Source organism: Polaromonas sp. JS666, assembly GCF_900103405.1.
Taxonomy (GTDB): domain Bacteria; phylum Pseudomonadota; class Gammaproteobacteria; order Burkholderiales; family Burkholderiaceae_C; genus Polaromonas.
Window position 1 is genome coordinate 135,518 of sequence record NZ_FNHX01000005.1, and the last position, 18,384, is coordinate 153,901.

General features: G+C 64.4%; 13 protein-coding genes. All 13 read left to right on the forward strand.

Features of this window, described 5'->3' with window-relative positions; genetic code table 11:
* The first annotated feature begins 15 nt into the window (after positions 1-15).
* The 13 genes from BLQ85_RS14145 (at position 16) to mlaE (ending at position 18,371) form a co-directional block, all read left to right on the forward strand.
* A complete protein-coding gene (locus tag BLQ85_RS14145) occupies positions 16-684 on the forward strand; it encodes a type IV pilus inner membrane component PilO (protein WP_074577894.1) in 669 nt (222 codons plus the stop codon).
* On the forward strand, positions 681-1,232 hold the full coding sequence (locus BLQ85_RS14150) for a pilus assembly protein PilP (protein ID WP_074577895.1): 552 nt from the start codon (positions 681-683) through the stop codon (positions 1,230-1,232). The genes BLQ85_RS14145 and BLQ85_RS14150 overlap by 4 nt, the downstream gene beginning before the upstream one ends.
* Positions 1,229-3,352, forward strand: coding sequence for a type IV pilus secretin PilQ (gene pilQ, locus BLQ85_RS14155; protein ID WP_074577896.1), 2,124 nt, complete (start codon positions 1,229-1,231; stop codon positions 3,350-3,352). The genes BLQ85_RS14150 and pilQ overlap by 4 nt, the downstream gene beginning before the upstream one ends.
* Positions 3,353-3,520: 168 nt before the next feature.
* Entirely contained in the window at positions 3,521-4,045 is a 525-nt protein-coding gene (locus tag BLQ85_RS14160; RefSeq protein WP_036838420.1) for a shikimate kinase, read from the forward strand.
* A 67-nt stretch (positions 4,046-4,112) separates the two neighbouring features.
* Complete coding sequence (gene aroB / locus BLQ85_RS14165) at positions 4,113-5,228, forward strand: 3-dehydroquinate synthase (protein WP_074577897.1); 1,116 nt, start codon at positions 4,113-4,115, stop codon at positions 5,226-5,228.
* A 19-nt stretch (positions 5,229-5,247) separates the two neighbouring features.
* The gene (locus tag BLQ85_RS14170; RefSeq protein ID WP_074577898.1) at positions 5,248-6,447 is read left to right on the forward strand and encodes a deoxyguanosinetriphosphate triphosphohydrolase; all 1,200 of its coding nucleotides are present in this window, start codon (positions 5,248-5,250) and stop codon (positions 6,445-6,447) included.
* Between the two features lie 24 nt (positions 6,448-6,471).
* Positions 6,472-7,695, forward strand: coding sequence for an MFS transporter (locus tag BLQ85_RS14175; protein ID WP_083336864.1), 1,224 nt, complete (start codon positions 6,472-6,474; stop codon positions 7,693-7,695).
* A 218-nt stretch (positions 7,696-7,913) separates the two neighbouring features.
* Complete coding sequence (locus BLQ85_RS14180) at positions 7,914-9,062, forward strand: ABC transporter substrate-binding protein (protein WP_074577899.1); 1,149 nt, start codon at positions 7,914-7,916, stop codon at positions 9,060-9,062.
* Between the two features lie 99 nt (positions 9,063-9,161).
* Positions 9,162-9,872, forward strand: coding sequence for a transposase (locus BLQ85_RS14185; protein ID WP_074577900.1), 711 nt, complete (start codon positions 9,162-9,164; stop codon positions 9,870-9,872).
* Between the two features lie 235 nt (positions 9,873-10,107).
* On the forward strand, positions 10,108-14,850 hold the full coding sequence (locus BLQ85_RS14190; protein WP_074577901.1) for a glutamate synthase-related protein: 4,743 nt from the start codon (positions 10,108-10,110) through the stop codon (positions 14,848-14,850).
* Between the two features lie 100 nt (positions 14,851-14,950).
* Positions 14,951-16,417 carry a glutamate synthase subunit beta gene (locus tag BLQ85_RS14195; RefSeq protein WP_074577902.1) on the forward strand — a complete coding sequence of 489 codons (1,467 nt, stop codon included), beginning with the start codon at positions 14,951-14,953 and terminating at the stop codon, positions 16,415-16,417.
* Between the two features lie 317 nt (positions 16,418-16,734).
* The gene (locus tag BLQ85_RS14200; protein ID WP_074577903.1) at positions 16,735-17,580 is read left to right on the forward strand and encodes an ABC transporter ATP-binding protein; all 846 of its coding nucleotides are present in this window, start codon (positions 16,735-16,737) and stop codon (positions 17,578-17,580) included.
* The gene (gene mlaE / locus BLQ85_RS14205; RefSeq protein ID WP_074577904.1) at positions 17,577-18,371 is read left to right on the forward strand and encodes a lipid asymmetry maintenance ABC transporter permease subunit MlaE; all 795 of its coding nucleotides are present in this window, start codon (positions 17,577-17,579) and stop codon (positions 18,369-18,371) included. Before BLQ85_RS14200 ends, mlaE begins: the two co-directional genes overlap by 4 nt.
* Positions 18,372-18,384: the final 13 nt, after the last annotated feature.

An 18,384-nucleotide genomic window follows, 5' to 3' on the forward strand; every position in this document is an offset into this window, starting at 1 on the left:
GCAGGTTGAACGATCATGGCAAAAACTCCAAAAATCTCCGTCGATTTATCGGCGATCCAAAACAGCCTGAAGGCGCAGTTCTCCGGGCTTGACCCCAATGACCCGCCCTCGTGGCCGGCGCTACCGCGCTATCTTCTGTGTGTCGGCGTCACGGTCCTCGTGGTGGTCGCACTGTGGTTTGTCTGGCTGAGCTCCTCCGACGAGGAACTGACGGCCGAGCGGGCCAAGGAAGTCCAGCTCAGGGAAGACTACAAGAAGAAGCTGGTGCAGGCGGTGAACCTTGACGCGCTGAAAAAGCAGCGCGAACAGGTGCAGCAGTATGTGACCCAGCTGGAGAAACAACTGCCCAGCAAGGCTGAAATGGACGCCTTGCTGTCCGACATCAACCAGGCCGGCCTGGGCCGCAGCCTGCAGTTCGAACTGTTCCGGCCGGGGCAGGTGAGCGTCAAGGAGTATTACGCCGAATTGCCCATCGCGGTGCGCGTCACGGGCCGCTATCACGATATCGGCGCTTTTGCCGCGGACATCGCCAATCTCTCCCGTATCGTGACTTTGAACAACCTGAACCTGGTGCCCACCAAGGACGGCAACCTCGTCATGGACACCACGGCCAAGACATTCCGCTACCTCGATCCCGAGGAAGTGGCCCTGCAGCGCAAGAGCGCCCCGGGAGCCAAAAAATGAGACTTAACAGCTATGTGCTGACAGGCAGTTTGATGTTGACGCTGCTGGCTCTGGCCGGTTGCGGTTCATCCGAACAGGAAGAGTTGCAGCAATGGATGACGGAGCAGCGCAACGCCACTCGGCCCAAGGTCGATCCGCTGCCCGAGCCCACCAAGTTCTCGCCGCAGGCCTACAACCAGGAAGGCTCCACCGAGCCTTTCAGCAACCAGAAATTGACACAGGCGCTCAAGCGCGACTCCAACCAGGCGACGTCCAATGCGGGCCTGATCGCACCGGAGTTGAGCCGGCGCAAGGAACCCCTGGAAGCCTACCCCCTGGACGCGACCTTTATGGTCGGAAGCCTGATCAAGGTGGGCCAGCCGGTGGCGTTGGTCAAGGTCGACAACCTGATTTACCAGGTCCGGGTCGGCAACTACCTTGGGCAGAATTACGGCCGTATCACGCAGGTGGGTGAAACAAGCCTTTCCCTGCGTGAGATCGTGCAGGACGCTGCGGGCGAATGGATTGAGCGGACGGCGACTTTACAGCTATTAGAGGGATCAAAATGAACAAGCAAACATGGGCATTGGAAGCAGAAGGTACGGGAGGCGGCCTGAAGCGTTTGCTTGAACGTGTGTTGCGCGGCGCTTCGTTCGGCATTGCCTTGTCGCTGATGGTGGCAACGCTGCCGCAGGCCGCACAGGCCCAGAACTCGATTCAGTCGGTGACCGGTTCGGTTCAAGGCAGTTCCGAGATCATCCGCATCGACCTGGCAGAGCCCCTGACCGCCATTCCCACAGGCTTCACTATCCAGTCGCCCGCCCGCATTGCACTGGACTTTCCAGGCGTCAGCAATGGCATGGGCCGGTCCGCGGTGGACATGAACCTGGGAAACCTGCGTTCGGCGAACGTGGTGCAGGCCGGCGAGCGGACCCGCGTGGTGCTTAACCTCAAGGCGCCGTCGACCTACAAGGCTGATATCCAGGGCAAATCGCTGGTGATCACGCTGGATTCCAGCGCCACCGGCGCAGCGGCGGCCGCGGCACCGGCACAGGTATTTGCGGAAAGCCGCAACCGTGACATCCTTCCGCTCAAGGATGTGGACTTCCGCCGTGGAACCGACAGCGCCGGCCGCATCGTCGTGGGCCTGTCCAACAATGAAGTGGGCGTTGACATACGCCAGCAGGGCCAGACCCTGGTGGTTGAGTTCCTGAAGACAACCTTGCCCGAAGGCTTGCGCCGCCGCCTGGACGTGGGCGATTTCGGCACGCCGGTGCAAACCGTTACGACCTTCCAGACCGGCGACAAGGTCCGCATGGTGGTGGAACCCAAAGGCGCCTGGGAGCACAGCGCTTACCAGAGCGACAACCAGTTTGTGCTGGAAGTCCGCCCCCAGAAGGTCGACCCGACCAAATTGACGCAGGGCCCCGGCTACACCGGCGAGAAGCTTTCCCTGAACTTCCAGAACATTGAAATCCGCTCCCTGCTGCAGGTGATCGCCGACTTCACGAACTTCAACATCGTCACTTCCGATTCCGTGACGGGCAGCGTCACGCTGAGGCTGAAGGACGTGCCCTGGGACCAGGCGCTGGACATCATTCTCCAGTCCAAGGGCCTGGGCATGCGCAAAAACGGCAACGTGCTGGTGATTGCGCCCAAGGACGAACTGGCGGCCAAAGACAAACTCGACCTGGAATCGCGCAACGCCATCCAGAGCCTGGAGCCTGTCCGCACCCAGTCCTTCCAGATCAATTACGCCAAGGCCGCGGATCTCGCGACACAAATCACCGCCGGCGGTAGCGGTCCGGCCAGCGCCCGTATCCTGTCCCAGCGCGGCAGTGTCATTGCCGAACCCCGGACCAACCTGCTGTTCGTGACCGACATTCCTTCCAGGCTGGAGGCCGTCCAGAACCTGATCACCAAGCTGGACGTGGCGGTTCGCCAGGTGCTGATCGAGGCGCGCATCGTCGAGGCTTCGGACAGTTTCGGGAAGTCGCTGGGTGTGCGGCTGGGCGGCCAGCCCTTCAACCAGACCACCAACTCGGCGTTCGGCGGCACCTACAGCGCGGCGACGGCCGGCACCAATGCCGGTGAATTCCTGAGCCTGCCGGCCGTGGGCCAGAACGGTTTCTCGGCGGCGACCTTTGCCGTCTCCCTGTTCAATTCCGCAAAAACGCGATTCCTGAACCTCGAGATTTCCGCTTCGGAAGCCGACGGCAAATCCAAGATTGTGTCCAGCCCGCGGGTTGTCACGGCCGACCAGGTCAAGGCGCTGATTGAACAGGGTACGGAACTGCCGTACCAGCAGGCGACTTCCAGCGGCGCCACTTCCATCAGCTTCCGCAAAGCCAACCTGAAGCTTGAGGTCACGCCGCAGATCACGCCCGAGGGCAACATCATCCTGAACGTAGACGTCAACAAGGACAGCGTGGGCCGCGAAACGGCCAACGGCTTTGCGATCGACACCAAGCATATCCAGACGCAGGTGCTGGTGGAGAACGGCGGCACTGTGGTGATCGGCGGCATTTTTGAGCAGAATGACCGTGATGCCGAGACCAAGGTTCCGTTGCTGGGTGACCTGCCCGGCGTGGGCAATCTCTTCAAGCAGAAGACGCGCTCGGCCACGAAGTCCGAACTGCTGGTGTTCATCACCCCCAAGATGCTGACCAACGGCTCGGCGCTGCGCTGAGCCCCGCGGAGCCGGCCGCCGCGAGGCGGCGCCGGTTTGGTGGGAAAATGCAGGTAACGGCGGGCCCTTTGGGGCCTGTCGCGTTTGTGAAACCGGCCCATTTTCCACCCTGACTCTATTCACGCATCCCGGGGCGAACGCCTCCAGACTCCATTGAATGCAAACCCGTTGAGAATCGCCTGCGTGGGCCTGCCGGGTTCGGGGAAGTCCACTGTCGGCCGGCATCTGGCCCGCAAGATGGGGCTGCGCTTTATTGATTCGGACCAGGTGATCGAGCAGCGCATCGGCTGCTCCATCCGCGAGTTTTTCGAACGCGAGGGCGAGAACGCCTTCCGCGATATCGAGCAGCAGGTCATCGATGAGCTGACCCAGGGCCAATCCTGCGTGCTGTCCAGCGGCGGCGGGACCGTGCTGCGCCCGGCCAATCGCCAGCACCTTCGCGAGCGCGCGCAGGTGGTGTACCTGCACTCCATCCCCGAAGAGGTGTTTCGCCGCCTGCGGCACGACCAGAACCGGCCCCTGCTCCAGGTCGCTGATCCGCTGGCCAGGCTGAGGGATCTCTATGCGGCCCGCGATCCCCTGTACCGGGAAACCGCCCACTTCGTCATCGAGACCGGGCGTCCCTCGGTGTCCACCCTGGTCAACATGATCCACATGCAGCTGGAGCTGGCGGGATTGCTGCCCGTGCCCTGAGCGCTTGCGTTCTCTGCCTTGCAAGCCGTCGCACCCAAGGCGGGCGAGTGCCTCTACACTCCCACTTATGCACGCAAATTCCCCTTCCGCGGCGGCGCGGGTCCAGATCGAGCTGGGCGAACGCAGCTACCCGATTGCCGTCGGCAACGGCCTTCTCGGCAATGCGCTGACTTACCAGGATCTCCCGAAAGCCGCTGCCGCGCTGGTGGTGTCCAACACCACGGTGGCTCCCTTGTATGCGGCGCAATTGAGCCAGGCGCTGCGCCAGCGTTATGGCAAGGTGCTGCTGGTGACCTTGCCCGACGGCGAGGTTCACAAGGACTGGCAGACGCTGCAGCTGATTTTTGACGCCTTGCTCGAGAACGGCTGCGACCGCAAGACGGTGATGTTCGCGCTGGGCGGCGGGGTGGTGGGCGACATGACCGGCTTTGCCGCCGCCAGCTATATGCGCGGCGTGCCTTTTGTGCAGGTGCCCACAACCCTGCTGGCGCAGGTGGACTCCTCGGTGGGCGGCAAGACGGCGATCAACCATCCGCTGGGCAAGAACATGATAGGTGCCTTCTACCAGCCCCTGCTGGTGGTCTGCGACCTTGATGCGCTGCAGACCTTGCCCGCGCGCGAGCTGAGCGCGGGCCTGGCCGAAATCATCAAATACGGCCCGATTGCCGACATGGCCTTCCTGGAATGGATAGAGGCCAATCTCGAAGGCCTGCTGGCCAGGGAGCCCGCGGCCATGGCCCACGCGATCAAGCGCAGCTGTGAGATCAAGGCCTGGGTGGTGGGGCAGGACGAGCGTGAAGCCGGCTTGCGGGCCATCCTGAATTTCGGCCATACCTTCGGCCACGCGATTGAATCCGGCCTCGGCTACGGCGAATGGCTGCACGGCGAAGGCGTGGGTTGCGGCATGGTGATGGCCGCGCACCTGTCCGCGCGCCTGGGCCTGGTCGACATGCCTTTTGTCGAGCGGCTGACGCGGCTCATCCAGCGTGCCGGTTTGCCGGTCAAGGCGCCGGTGCTGTCGGCCGTGGACAATGCGGGCCGCTACCTGGAGCTGATGCGTATCGACAAAAAATCCGAGGCCGGCGAGATCCGTTTTATCGTGATCGACGGCCCGGGCAAAGCGGCGCTTCGCAGCGCGCCCGACGCGCTGGTGCGCGAAGTGATCGACCTGTGCTGTGCTTAAAGCCTGGAGAGCGTGAACCATGACCCTGGCGCCCTATGCCTGTGATCCCGCGCTGTCGCGCGGCCGACGCTACACCGAGCCGGTGGCGCCCACGCGTTCCGACTTCCAGCGCGACCGCGATCGCATCGTGCATTCAACAGCCTTTCGCCGCCTGGTCTACAAGACCCAGGTGTTCCTCAACCACGAGGGCGACCTGTTCCGTACCCGCTTGACCCATTCGCTGGAAGTCGCGCAGCTGGGGCGCTCCATCGCCCGCACGCTGCAACTCAACGAGGACCTCGTGGAGGCCATCGCGCTGGCGCACGACCTGGGCCACACGCCTTTCGGCCACGCCGGCCAGGACGCCCTGAATGCCTGCCTCAAGGCCGGCCACCCCGAGAGCGCGGGCTTTGAGCACAACCTGCAAAGCCTGCGCGTCGTGGATACGCTGGAAGAGCGCTACCCGGCCTACAACGGCCTGAACCTCAGCTTCGAGACGCGCGAAGGCATCCTCAAGCATTGCTCAAAACGCAACGCGCGGCGCATCGAGTCGCGCGAGCCGGGCGGGGTGGCGCGCCGTTTTGTGGACCAGCCCGCCGAAGGGCCGCGCTGGCAGCAACCCAGCCTGGAGGCGCAGCTCGCCAACCTGGCCGACGAGATCGCCTACAACGCGCACGACATTGACGACGGTGTGCGCTCTGGCCTGCTGACGCTGGAGCAGCTCGAGGACGTGGAGCTCTTCAGCCAGTACTGCCGCGAGACGCGGCTGGCCCATCCCGGCCTGCAGGGCCGCCGGCTGCTGTTTGAAACCATACGCCGCATGCTCAGCGCCCAGGTCTACAACGTGATGGACGCGACATGGGCGGCCATCCACAAGGCGGCGCCCGCGAGCGCCGACGAGGTGCGCCAGCAAGCGGCGCTGGTCTGCTTCACACCGGAGATGGCGCGACAGTCCGCGTCGCTCAAGCGCTTCCTGCTGAAAAACCTCTACCGCCACCCCAAGGTGGTGGAAACCACGCAGGCGGCCAAGCAGGTGGTCGGTGAGCTGTTCGAGGCCTATATGGCCGACCCGGCGCAGATGCCGCAAGCCCACAGCGAGCGCTTTGACGGCGTCGACGCGCCGCATGCCGCGGGCGCCAAGCCCGAGCGGGTCGTGGCCGACTACATCGCCGGCATGACCGACCGCTTTGCCGCCAAAGAGCATGAGCGCCTCAAGGGACGCGCCGCTTTCGCGGCCTGAACCTGTCCCTTTGCTTCGTGCCGTGTGACTGAAGCCAAGCCGGATATCGCCGCCAGCGCGCGCGCCGCCTGGTGCGTGATCGCGGCCGGTGTGGTGGCCGCGCTGCACGTCGGCAAACTGCCGCCGGCCTTGCCCGTGCTGGGCCAGGTGCTCGGCGTTTCTCTGTTGCAGGCCGGTTTCCTGCTCTCGCTTGTCCAGCTGGCCGGCATGACGCTGGGATTGCTGACCGGGCTGGCCGTCCAGCGTGTGGGGCTCAAGCGCAGCATGCTGGCGGGCCTGTGGGTGCTGGCATCGGCCAGCGCCCTGGGCGCCATGGCGCCGGGCGTTCATGCCTTGCTGGCGACACGCGTCCTGGAGGGCCTGGGGTTTTTGTGGGTGGTGCTGCCGGCACCGGCCCTGGTGCGGCGGCTGGTGCCGCCGGAAAAATTGAGCGGCATGCTCGGCATGTGGGGCGCCTACATGCCTTTGGGTGCATCGCTGGCCCTGCTGGCCGGGCCCCTCGTCATTGCCTGGGCCGGCCCGCAATGGGGCTGGCGCATGCTGTGGTGGCTGCTGGCCGCGCTGGCCGCGGCGCTGGCCCTGCTGCTTGCGTGGCGCGTGCCGGCGGGGCTGCCTGAGGCGGCTACGTCCGCGGGCCGGCCGCGCAACCGTCAGCTCATTGCGACGACCTTGCGCTCGCGCGCCGTCTGGCTCATGGCCCTGGCCTTCGCGACCTATTCCGGGCAATGGCTCGCCGTGGTGGGTTTTCTGCCGTCCATCTATGCGCAGGCCGGCGTGGCCGGCGGCTGGGCTGGGCCGCTGACGGCGCTGGCCGCGGCCGTCAACATCATCGGCAATGTCGCCGCGGGGCGGCTGCTGGGCCGCGGCTTGCCGCCGCTGGCCTTGCTGGGCGCGGGTTTCCTGGCGATGGCGGGCGGCGCCTTGCTGGCATTTTCGGGCGTGCCGCCCGCGCTGCAATACGGGGCGATCCTGGGTTTCTCCATGCTGGGCGGCCTGGTTCCTGCCACTCTGTTCAGCCTGGCCATCCGGCTGGCGCCCAGTGCCGATACGGTGTCCTCCACGGTAGGCTGGATGCAGCAGTGGTCGGCGCTGGGCCAGTTCGCGGGTCCTCCACTGGTGGCCTGGGTGGCCGCCGAGGCAGGGGGCTGGCAATGGACGGGCTGGGTCACGGCGGCTAGCTCCGTCCTGGGCCTGGTTCTGGCGCTACGGCTGCACCGTTTGCTGGTTTTGCACGCGCCGCGGCCCTAACCTAGGCACCTTAAACAGCCGAAGCCGCCATCAACCAGCCACATGACGGCGCATAGGCTTATGACGTGTCGGCATTTTTCCTGCTGTCTTTTCGGCCCCGCACGGATTACGCTAAGGGCTTGCGCACACTTTGTGACATTTTTTTGGAACAGTAAGCGCATGCTGCAGTTGCGGGCATCAAACCTGCTTTGGCTATTCGTATCTCAAAAGGTGTTGTCATGGGTTTCAATCGGCGTCAGTTAATTCTCGGTGGTGTATCCGCAGGCGCCATGGTGGCAAGCCCCACACTGTGGGCGCAAGGCAGGGCCGGGCGAAAAATCGTCGTCGGGCAATCCGTTCCGCTGACCGGCGCCGCCGACCAGATCGGCCTGGCTTATCTCAACGGTGCCAAGATTTACTTTGACGCGATCAACGCGAAAAACGGCGCGGGCGGCTACAAGATTGAAGTCAAGGCCCTTGATGACGGCTACGTTCCGGCCAAGGCCGCCGGCAACGCCAAGCAGTTGATCGACGACGACGTGGATGCGCTTTTCGGCTTTACTGGTACTGCCAGCTGTGATGCCGCCTTCGCTGCGGCAAAAGCTTCCAACACCCTGTTCTTCGCGCCGTTTGCCGCGTCCGACGCGCTGCATGATCCCTCCCACGGCAACGTGTTCCATGTGCGTCCCGCGCTGGCCGACGAAGCCTACAAAATCGCGCGCCACTGCGCGACGCTGAACCAGGACCGCATCGCGGTGTTTGCCGAAGACGATGCCATGGGGCGCGGCGGCCTGGCGGCCGTCAACCAGGCGTTGGTCGACCTGAAGCGGCCGGCCATCGTCGGCAGCGCTCTGTCGCCAGTGAACAGCGACAAGGTTGACGCGGCTGTGGCCTCCCTGATGAAGGTGCAGCCCCAGGCCGTTATCCAGGTCAGCCTGTTCAATTCATCGGCTGCCTTCATCCGCAAGATGCGCCAGGCCGGCTATGGCGGTCAGTTCCTGAACTTTTCCGTGGTCGGCATAGACCCGCTCTTCAGCGCCCTGGGCAAAGAAATCGGCGGCGTCGTGATTTCACAGGTCGTGCCCTCGCCGCGCAGCACCGGCATGCCGATCATCAAGGAATACCTCGATGTGCTGAACCAGACCGACCAGACGCCCAGCTATGAAAGCGTGGAAGGTTATATCGCCGCCAAGACCTTTGCCGAAGGCGTGCGCCGCAGCGCGGCCGGCAGCGGAAAGCCCGACCGTGCCGGCCTGCAAAAAGCGTTTGAAACCATGACGGACTACGACGTGGGCGGCTTTCGCGTCAACCTGCGCGCCAAGAAATACGAATCGGTGCGTGCGATTGACCTCGTGACCATTACGCCTGACGGCAAAGTTGTCCGCTGAGCGTTAGCGGCTCCCATGCCTCTTGAAAGAGGCGAGGGGGTGTCGGGAAATTAGGGTCGGATTCCAATATCATGGTGCCAACTCCAGGTATTGCATTCCATGGCCCGCCTTCCCCGTCTGACGCTTCCCGGTTTCCCCCATCACATCATCCAGCGCGGCAATAACCGGCAAGCCGTTTTTTCCTCCGCTGCCGATCACCAGATGCTGTTGCGGCTGCTCGACGAAAGCGCGCGCAAATTCGGCGTGGCCCTGCATGCCTATGTGCTGATGGACAACCACTTCCACCTGCTGGCCACGCCCAGCACGGCGGACGGCCTGCCGCAGATGATGCAGGCCGCGGGACGGCGCTATGTTCGCTACTTCAACGACAGCCAGGGGCGTTCCGGCACCCTCTGGGAGGGGCGTTACCGCGCCACGGTGATCGAGGCCGAATGCTATTTGCTGGCCTGCATGGCCTATATCGACCTGAATCCGGTTCGCGCGGGGCTGGTGGCCGAAGCCAGGGACTATCCCTGGTCCAGCCACGGCCACTATGCGGGTTTGCGGGTCGACAGCCTGCTGACGCCGCACCCCCTGGTCTGGGCGTTGGGCAACACGCCCTTTGCCCGCGAGGCGGCCTACGCCTCATTGGTGCGCGCAGGCATCACACTGGAGCAGCAGGAGCTGCTGACCCGCTCGGCCCTGAGCGGCTGGGCGCTGGGTGGGGATGAATTCCTGGCCGAGCTGCAAAAGCGCACCGAGCGCCGCGTGACTAAAAACCAGGCGGGGCGGCCGGCCATGGCGCCCAAAGATGACTTGCCACCGGCCTGAACCATGCCGTTCCGTGGCTTTTCGCATTCGAATTTAATATGTCCCCAATTAAATGTTGATTAAATTTATCGATTTTTAATTGGAATCTGACCCCATTTAAACTTCTTGGCATTGTTGTTGCACTGCACTATGCTCCCCATTCCCTGCGAAAAATTATGAAACTGCGGATGGGTGCGTTGCGCTCCTTCTCACAGGGCGCGTTCGGCGCCCCATCCCACCCCGACGAGGAATTGCCATGACCACGGCTGCTGAAATCAAGCATTTTGAAGAAAACGGTTTGTACTCCGGAGCCAATGAGCACGATGCCTGCGGCGTCGGTTTTGTGGCGCATATCAAGGGGCACAAAAGCCACGCCATCGTCCAGCAAGGCCTCAAGATCCTCGAAAACCTGGACCACCGGGGCGCAGTGGGCGCTGACAAGCTCATGGGCGACGGCGCCGGCATCCTGATCCAGCTGCCCGACGCGCTGTACCGTGAAGAAATGGCCGCGCAGGGCGTGCAGCTGCCGCCGCCCGGCGAATACGGCGTCGGTATGGTGTTTTTGCCCAAGGAGCATGCCTCCCGCCTGGCTTGCGAACAGGCGCTGGAACGCGCCGTCAAAGCCGAGGGCCAGGTGCTGCTGGGCTGGCGCGACGTGCCGGTCAACCGCGACATGCCCATGTCGCCCACCGTGCGCAAAAAAGAACCCATCCTGCGGCAGATCTTTATCGGCCGCGGCAACGATGTGATCGTGCAGGACGCGCTGGAGCGCAAGCTCTACGTGATCCGCAAGACCGCCAGCGCCGCCATCCAGAACCTGCGCCTGACGCACAGCAAGGAATATTACGTGCCCAGCATGTCCAGCCGCACGGTGGTCTACAAAGGCCTGCTGCTGGCCGACCAGGTGGGCACTTACTACCGCGACCTGACCGACACGCGCTGCGTCTCGGCACTGGGCCTGGTGCACCAGCGTTTTTCCACCAACACCTTCCCCGAGTGGCCGCTGGCCCACCCCTATCGCTATGTCGCGCACAACGGCGAGATCAATACCGTCAAGGGCAACTACAACTGGATGAAGGCGCGCGAAGGCGTGATGTCATCGCCGGTGCTGGGCGCCGACCTGCAAAAGCTCTACCCGATCAGCTTTGCCAGCCAGTCCGACACCGCCACCTTCGACAACTGCCTGGAACTGCTGACCATGGCCGGCTACCCCATCAGCCAGGCCGTGATGATGATGATTCCCGAGCCCTGGGAACAGCACACCACCATGGACGAGCGCCGCAAGGCCTTTTACGAATACCATGCCGCCATGCTGGAGCCCTGGGACGGCCCGGCCTCCATCGTCTTCACCGACGGCCGCCAGATAGGCGCCACGCTGGACCGCAACGGCCTGCGCCCCTCGCGCTACTGCGTGACCGACGACGACCTGGTCATCATGGCCTCGGAATCGGGTGTGCTGCCCATCCCCGAGCACAAGATCGTGCGCAAGTGGCGTCTACAGCCCGGCAAGATGTTCCTGATTGACCTGGAACAGGGCCGCATGGTCGATGACGAGGAAATCAAGGCCACGCTGGCGCACAGCAAGCCCTACAAGCAGTGGATCGAAAACCTGCGCATCAAGCTCGACGACGTGGCCGGCAAGGCAAGCAAGCCCGCCGCGGCCGCCGCGCCTGTCTCCGACATTCCCCTGCTGGACCGCCAGCAGGCCTTCGGCTACACCCAGGAAGACATCAAGTTCCTGATGTCTCCCATGGCCGCCAACGGCGAGGAGGCCACCGGCTCCATGGGCAACGACAGCCCGCTGGCCGTGCTGTCCAACAAGGACAAGCCGCTCTACAACTACTTCAAGCAGCTGTTCGCGCAGGTGACCAACCCGCCCATCGACCCGATACGCGAAGCCATCGTGATGTCGCTGGTGTCCTTCATCGGCCCCAAGCCCAACCTGCTGGACATCAACCAGGTCAACCCGCCGATGCGGCTGGAAGTCAGCCAGCCGGTGCTCAACGTGGCCGACATGCAGAAGCTGCGCGACATCGAGGCGCACACCCAGGGCAAGTTCAAGAGCTACACCCTGGACATCACCTACCCGCTGGCCTGGGGCCACGAGGGCGTGGAAGCCAAGCTGGCTTCGCTGTGCGCCGAGGCGGTTGACGCGATCAAGGACGGCAAGAACATCCTGATCGTCAGCGACCGCGGCATCAGCGCCACGCAGATTGCCATCCCGGCCCTGCTGGCCCTGTCGGCCATCCACCAGCACCTGGTCAAGGAAGGCCTGCGCACCACGGCCGGCCTGGTGGTGGAAACCGGCTCCGCGCGCGAGGTGCACCACTTCGCCGTGCTGGCCGGTTACGGCGCCGAGGCCGTTCATCCCTACCTCGCCATGGAAACCCTGGCCGAGCTGTCCAAGGGCCTGCCGGGCGAGCTCAGCACCGAGAAGGCCGTGTACAACTACACCAAGGCCATCGGCAAGGGCCTGTCCAAGATCATGTCCAAGATGGGCGTGTCCACCTACATGAGCTACTGCGGCGCCCAGCTGTTCGAGGCCATAGGCCTGAACCGCGACACCGTGGCCAAGTTCTTCACCGGCACGGCCAGCCAGGTCGAGGGCATGGGTGTGTTCGAGATCGCCGAGGAAGCGCTGCGCATGCACCGCGCCGCCTTCGGCAACGACCCGGTGCTGGCCAACATGCTGGACGCCGGCGGCGAATACGCCTGGCGCGTGCGCGGCGAAGACCATATGTGGACGCCGGACGCGATCGCCAAGCTGCAGCATTCCACGCGCTCCAACAACTGGAACACCTACAAGGAATACGCCCAGCTGATCAACGACCAGAACCGCCGCCACATGACCTTGCGCGGCCTGTTCGAGTTCAAGATCGACCCGTCCAAAGCCATCCCGATCGACGACGTCGAGCCAGCCAAGGAAATCGTCAAGCGCTTCGCCACCGGCGCCATGTCGCTGGGCTCCATCAGCACCGAGGCCCACGCTACGCTGGCCGTGGCCATGAACCGCATAGGCGGCAAGAGCAACACGGGCGAGGGCGGCGAGGACCCGAACCGCTACCGGCAAGAGCTCAAGGGCATCCCGATCAAGAAGGGTGAGACGCTCAAAAGCGTGATCGGCCCGAAACAGGTTGAAGTCGACCTGCCGCTGCAGGACGGCGACTCGCTGCGCTCGCGCATCAAGCAGGTGGCTTCGGGCCGCTTCGGCGTCACGGCCGAATACCTGGTGTCGGCCGACCAGATCCAGATCAAGATGGCCCAGGGCGCCAAGCCCGGCGAGGGCGGCCAGTTGCCCGGCGGCAAGGTCAGCGAATACATCGGCCAGCTGCGCTACTCGGTGCCGGGCGTCGGCCTGATCTCGCCGCCGCCGCACCACGACATCTATTCGATCGAAGACCTGGCCCAGCTGATCCACGACCTGAAGAACGTGAACCCGCGCGCCAGCATCAGCGTCAAGCTGGTCAGCGAAGTCGGCGTCGGTACCATCGCGGCCGGCGTGGCCAAGGCCAAGTCCGACCACGTGGTCATCGCCGGCCATGACGGCGGCACGGGCGCTTCGCCCTGGTCGTCCATCAAGCATGCCGGCTCGCCCTGGGAAATCGGCCTCGCCGAGACCCAGCAGACCCTGGTGCTCAACCGCCTGCGCGGCCGCATCCGCGTGCAAGCCGACGGCCAGATGAAAACCGGCCGCGACGTCATCATCGGCGCGCTGCTGGGCGCCGACGAGTTCGGCTTCGCCACCGCGCCGCTGGTGGTCGAAGGCTGCATCATGATGCGCAAGTGCCACCTCAACACCTGCCCCGTTGGCGTGGCCACGCAGGACCCGGTGCTGCGCCAGAAGTTCAGCGGCAAGCCCGAGCACGTCGTCAACTATTTCTTCTTCGTCGCCGAAGAGGCCCGACAGCTGATGGCGCAGCTTGGCGTGCGCAAGTTCGACGACCTCATCGGCCGCGCCGACCTGCTGGACACGCAAAAAGGCATTGAACACTGGAAGGCCCGCGGCCTGGACTTCGGCCGCCTGTTCTACCAGCCCAATGTGCCCGCCGACGTACCGCGCCTGCACGTGATGGAGCAAGACCACGCGCTGGAAAAAGCGCTGGACGTGCGCCTCATCGAAAAATCCAAGGCCGCGATTGAAAAGGGCGAAAAAGTCCAGTTCATCGAAGTCGCGCGCAACGTCAACCGCACCGTCGGCGCCATGCTGTCGGGCGAGCTGACGCGCCACCACCCGCAGGGCCTGCCTGACGACACCTTGCGCATACAGCTGGAAGGCACGGGCGGCCAGTCCTTCGGCGCCTTCCTGGCCAAGGGTATCACCATGTACCTGATAGGCGACGCCAACGACTACACCGGCAAGGGCCTGTCGGGCGGGCGCATCGTGGTGCGCCCCAGCATAGACTTCCGCGGCGACGCGGTGAAAAACACCATCGTCGGCAACACTGTGCTCTACGGCGCGACCACCGGCGAGGCCTTCTTCAGCGGCGTGGCCGGCGAACGTTTTGCCGTGCGCCTGTCGGGCGCCACGGCGGTCGTTGAAGGCACGGGCGACCACGGCTGCGAATACATGACGGGAGGCACCGTCGCGGTGCTGGGCAAGACCGGCCGCAACTTCGCCGCCGGCATGAGCGGCGGCGTGGCCTATGTCTACGACGAAGACGGTTTGTTCGCCACGCGCTGCAACACCTCCATGGTCTCCATGGACCGCATCGTCACCACGGCCGAACAGCACACCCACGACAAGGCCGACTGGCATGCCGGCGAAAGCGATGAGGAACTGCTCAAGCGCCTGCTGCAGGACCACAACCGCTGGACCGGCAGCAAGCGCGCGCGCGAACTGCTGGACAACTGGAGCGAGTCGCGCCTGAAGTTCGTCAAGGTCTTCCCGAACGAGTACAAGCGGGCCCTGATCGAGCGCAAGGAGCGCCGGCTGGAGGCGGCGACGGAGACCACCCGGGCCCAGGTCGCCACCAACCAGGAAGCGGTGGCCGCCAAGTAGGCCGCCCCACCCACGCTTGCATTGAACCGGAACTGCCCGCGCCCGTGATGACGGGCCGGCAGCCGGAAAAGCTTAAAAAAGAATCGCACAGGACCTCATCATGGGAAAAATCACCGGCTTCATGGAATACGAGCGCATCGAGGAGGGCTACAAGCCCGTGCCGGAGCGCCTGAAGAACTACCGCGAATTTGTCATCGGGCTGGACGACGCGCAGGCCAACAAGCAGGCGGCGCGCTGCATGGACTGCGGCACGCCGTTTTGCAACAACGGCTGCCCGGTCAACAACATCATTCCCGACTTCAACGACATGGTGTTTCGCGCCGACTGGAAAAACGCCATCGACACGCTGCACAGCACCAACAACTTCCCCGAGTTCACCGGCCGCATCTGCCCTGCGCCCTGTGAAGCCGCCTGCACGCTGAACGTGAATGACGACGCCGTCGGCATCAAGTCCATCGAGCACGCCATCATCGACCGCGCCTGGTCCGAAGGCTGGGTCAAGCCCGTGATGCCCAAACACAAGACCGGCAAGAAGGTCGCCGTCGTCGGCTCCGGCCCCGCAGGCATGGCAGCGGCCCAGCAGCTGGCGCGCGCCGGCCACGAGGTCACCCTGTTCGAGAAGAACGACCGCATCGGCGGCCTGCTGCGCTACGGCATTCCCGACTTCAAGATGGAGAAAGTCCATATCGACCGTCGCGTCGAGCAGATGAAGGCCGAGGGCGTGAATTTCCGCACCGGTGTGATGGTCGGTGCCTTGCCGAAGGACTCCAAAGTCACCAACTGGGCCAAGGAAAGCGTCAGCCCCGAGCAGCTGCAAAAAGATTTTGACGCCGTGATCCTGACCGGCGGCGCCGAGCAGTCGCGCGACCTGCCCGTGCCCGGCCGCGACCTGGACGGCGTGCATTTCGCGATGGAGTTTTTGCCCCAGCAGAACAAGGTCAATGCCGGCGACAAGGTCAAGGGCCAGCTGCGCGCCGACGGCAAACACGTCATCGTGATCGGCGGCGGCGACACCGGCTCCGACTGCGTGGGCACCAGCAACCGCCACGGCGCTGTCAGCGTCACGCAGTTTGAACTGATGCCCCAGCCGCCCGAAGAAGAAAACCGCCCCCTGACCTGGCCTTACTGGCCCATCAAGCTGCGCACCTCTTCCTCGCACGAGGAGGGCTGCGAGCGCGAGTTCGCCATCTCCACCAAGGAACTGATCGGCGAAAAAGGCAAGGTCACGGGCCTGAAGACCGTCCGCGTCGAGTGGAAAGACGGCAAGATGGCCGAGGTGCCCGGCTCCGAGCAGACCCTCAAGGCCGACCTGGTGCTGCTGGCCATGGGCTTTGTTTCGCCGGTGGCTTCCGTGCTGGAAGCTTTCGGTGTCGAAAAAGACAACCGCGGCAACGCCAAGGCGAGCACGGATTTCACCGGCGGTTATGCCACCAATGTGCCCAAGGTGTTTGCCGCCGGCGACATCCGCCGCGGCCAGAGCCTGGTCGTATGGGCGATTCGCGAAGGCCGCCAGGCCGCGCGCGCCGTTGACGAGTTTTTGATGGGTTACAGCGACTTGCCTCGCTAACGCCGCGCCCGGCCTTCACAAATCGCCCCAAGGGGCGGCTAATGAAACCCCAAGCTCGCGCTTGGGGTGCGCGAAGACCGCCAGGCCGCGCGGTCGACGAGTTTTTGATGGGTTACAGCGACCTGCCTCGCTGGACCAGACGACTGAGGAAACCCCAGGCTGTGCCTGGGTGCGATGGCCTGCGCTGCAAGCGGCGTGACGGAAACCCCACGGTATTACTGCCTGGTATTACTTCCCGGGATAGAAGCGGCCAAACCCCGTATCATTAGGGCATTCCCCTAGTTCGCCGGCACGCTCGTCGGCCCCTCTTTTTCTCCATGGCCGACACCCTCGCTTCATCACTGGTTGAATTCAAGGATGTGACCTTCTCCTACCCGGGTTCCGCGGGCGACCGCGTCATTCTGGACCGGGTCACCCTGTCCGTGCCGCGCGGCAAGGTCACCGCGCTGATGGGTGCCTCGGGCGGCGGCAAGACGACTGTGCTGCGCCTGATAGGCGGCCAGCAAAAAGCCACCCGCGGCGCCGTCCTGTTTGACGGCAAGGACGTCGGCCAACTGGTGCAGCAAGAGCTGTACACCGCACGCCGGCGCATGGGCATGCTGTTCCAGTTCGGCGCGCTGTTCACCGATTTGAGCGTGTTCGACAACGTGGCCTTCCCGCTGCGCGAGCACACCGCGCTGAATGAACGCCTGATCCGCGACATCGTGCTGATGAAGCTCAACGCTGTGGGCCTGCGCGGCGCGCGCGACTTGATGCCCAGCGAAATCTCCGGCGGCATGGCCAGGCGCGTGGCGCTGGCGCGCGCGATCGTGCTGGATCCCGAACTCATCATGTACGACGAGCCCTTCTCCGGGCTGGACCCCATCTCGCTGGGCACCGCCGCGCAGCTCATACGCCAGCTCAACGACACCCTGGGCATCACCAGCATCGTGGTCTCGCACGACCTCGAGGAAACCTTCCGCATCGCCGACAAGGTCATCATCCTGGCCAACGGCAGCATCGCGGCCCAGGGCACGCCCGATGAAGTCAGGCGCTCAACCGACCCGCTGGTACACCAGTTCGTCAATGCCGAGAGCGAGGGCCCGGTGAAATTCCATTACCCCGGGCCGGGCGTGGAGGCCGACTTCGGCAACGCCGACGCCGCCAAAAAGGAGCGCGCATGAGCCGCTACAGTCCAGTCGCCCTGGTGTCCGACCTTGGTTTTGCGGTACGCAGGCAGCTGGCTGACGTCGGCTATGCCGCGCGGCTGATGTCGCGCCTGGTCGCCCTGAGCGGGCCGGCCCTGGCCCGTTTCGGCCTGGTGCGCGACCAGATCTTCTTTTTGGGCAACTATTCGCTGGCCATCATCGCGGTGTCCGGCCTCTTTGTGGGCTTTGTGCTGGGCCTGCAGGGCTACTACACGCTGCAGCGCTACGGTTCGGCCGAGGCGCTGGGCCTGCTGGTGGCGCTCAGCCTGGTGCGCGAGCTCGGGCCGGTGGTGACGGCGCTGCTGTTCGCCGGCCGCGCCGGCACGGCCCTGACCGCTGAAATCGGCCTGATGAAAGCCGGCGAGCAGCTCTCGGCCATGGAAATGATGGCGGTGGACCCGATACGCCGCATCCTGGCGCCGCGTTTCTGGGGCGGCATCATCGCCATGCCGCTGCTGGCCGCGGTGTTCAGCGCCGTGGGCATCCTGGGCGGCTGGCTGGTCGGCGTGGTCATGATAGGCATAGACGCCGGCTCCTTCTGGAGCCAGATGCAGTCCGGCGTGGACGTCTGGCGCGACGTGGGTAACGGCATCATCAAGAGTTTTGTGTTCGGCGTGACTGTCACCTTTGTCGCCCTGCACCAGGGGTTTGAAGCCCAGCCCACGCCCGAGGGCGTCTCGCGCGCCACCACGCGCACCGTGGTGGTGGCCTCGCTGGCCGTGCTGGGGCTGGACTTCCTGCTGACCGCGTCCATGTTCAGCCTGTAGCCGGTAGCCGTAT

Excerpts from the sequence above, each read along its gene's own strand:
- BLQ85_RS14195 (WP_074577902.1), top strand. The coding sequence starts at position 14,951 with ATGGGAAAAATCACCGGCTTCATGGAATACGAGCGCATCGAGGAGGGC.
- BLQ85_RS14145 (WP_074577894.1), top strand. The coding sequence starts at position 16 with ATGGCAAAAACTCCAAAAATCTCCGTCGATTTATCGGCGATCCAAAAC.
- BLQ85_RS14150 (WP_074577895.1), top strand. The coding sequence starts at position 681 with ATGAGACTTAACAGCTATGTGCTGACAGGCAGTTTGATGTTGACGCTG.
- mlaE (WP_074577904.1), top strand. The coding sequence starts at position 17,577 with ATGAGCCGCTACAGTCCAGTCGCCCTGGTGTCCGACCTTGGTTTTGCG.
- pilQ (WP_074577896.1), top strand. The coding sequence starts at position 1,229 with ATGAACAAGCAAACATGGGCATTGGAAGCAGAAGGTACGGGAGGCGGC.
- BLQ85_RS14200 (WP_074577903.1), top strand. The coding sequence starts at position 16,735 with ATGGCCGACACCCTCGCTTCATCACTGGTTGAATTCAAGGATGTGACC.
- BLQ85_RS14180 (WP_074577899.1), top strand. The coding sequence starts at position 7,914 with ATGGGTTTCAATCGGCGTCAGTTAATTCTCGGTGGTGTATCCGCAGGC.
- BLQ85_RS14170 (WP_074577898.1), top strand. The coding sequence starts at position 5,248 with ATGACCCTGGCGCCCTATGCCTGTGATCCCGCGCTGTCGCGCGGCCGA.
- BLQ85_RS14190 (WP_074577901.1), top strand. The coding sequence starts at position 10,108 with ATGACCACGGCTGCTGAAATCAAGCATTTTGAAGAAAACGGTTTGTAC.
- BLQ85_RS14185 (WP_074577900.1), top strand. The coding sequence starts at position 9,162 with ATGGCCCGCCTTCCCCGTCTGACGCTTCCCGGTTTCCCCCATCACATC.
- aroB (WP_074577897.1), top strand. The coding sequence starts at position 4,113 with ATGCACGCAAATTCCCCTTCCGCGGCGGCGCGGGTCCAGATCGAGCTG.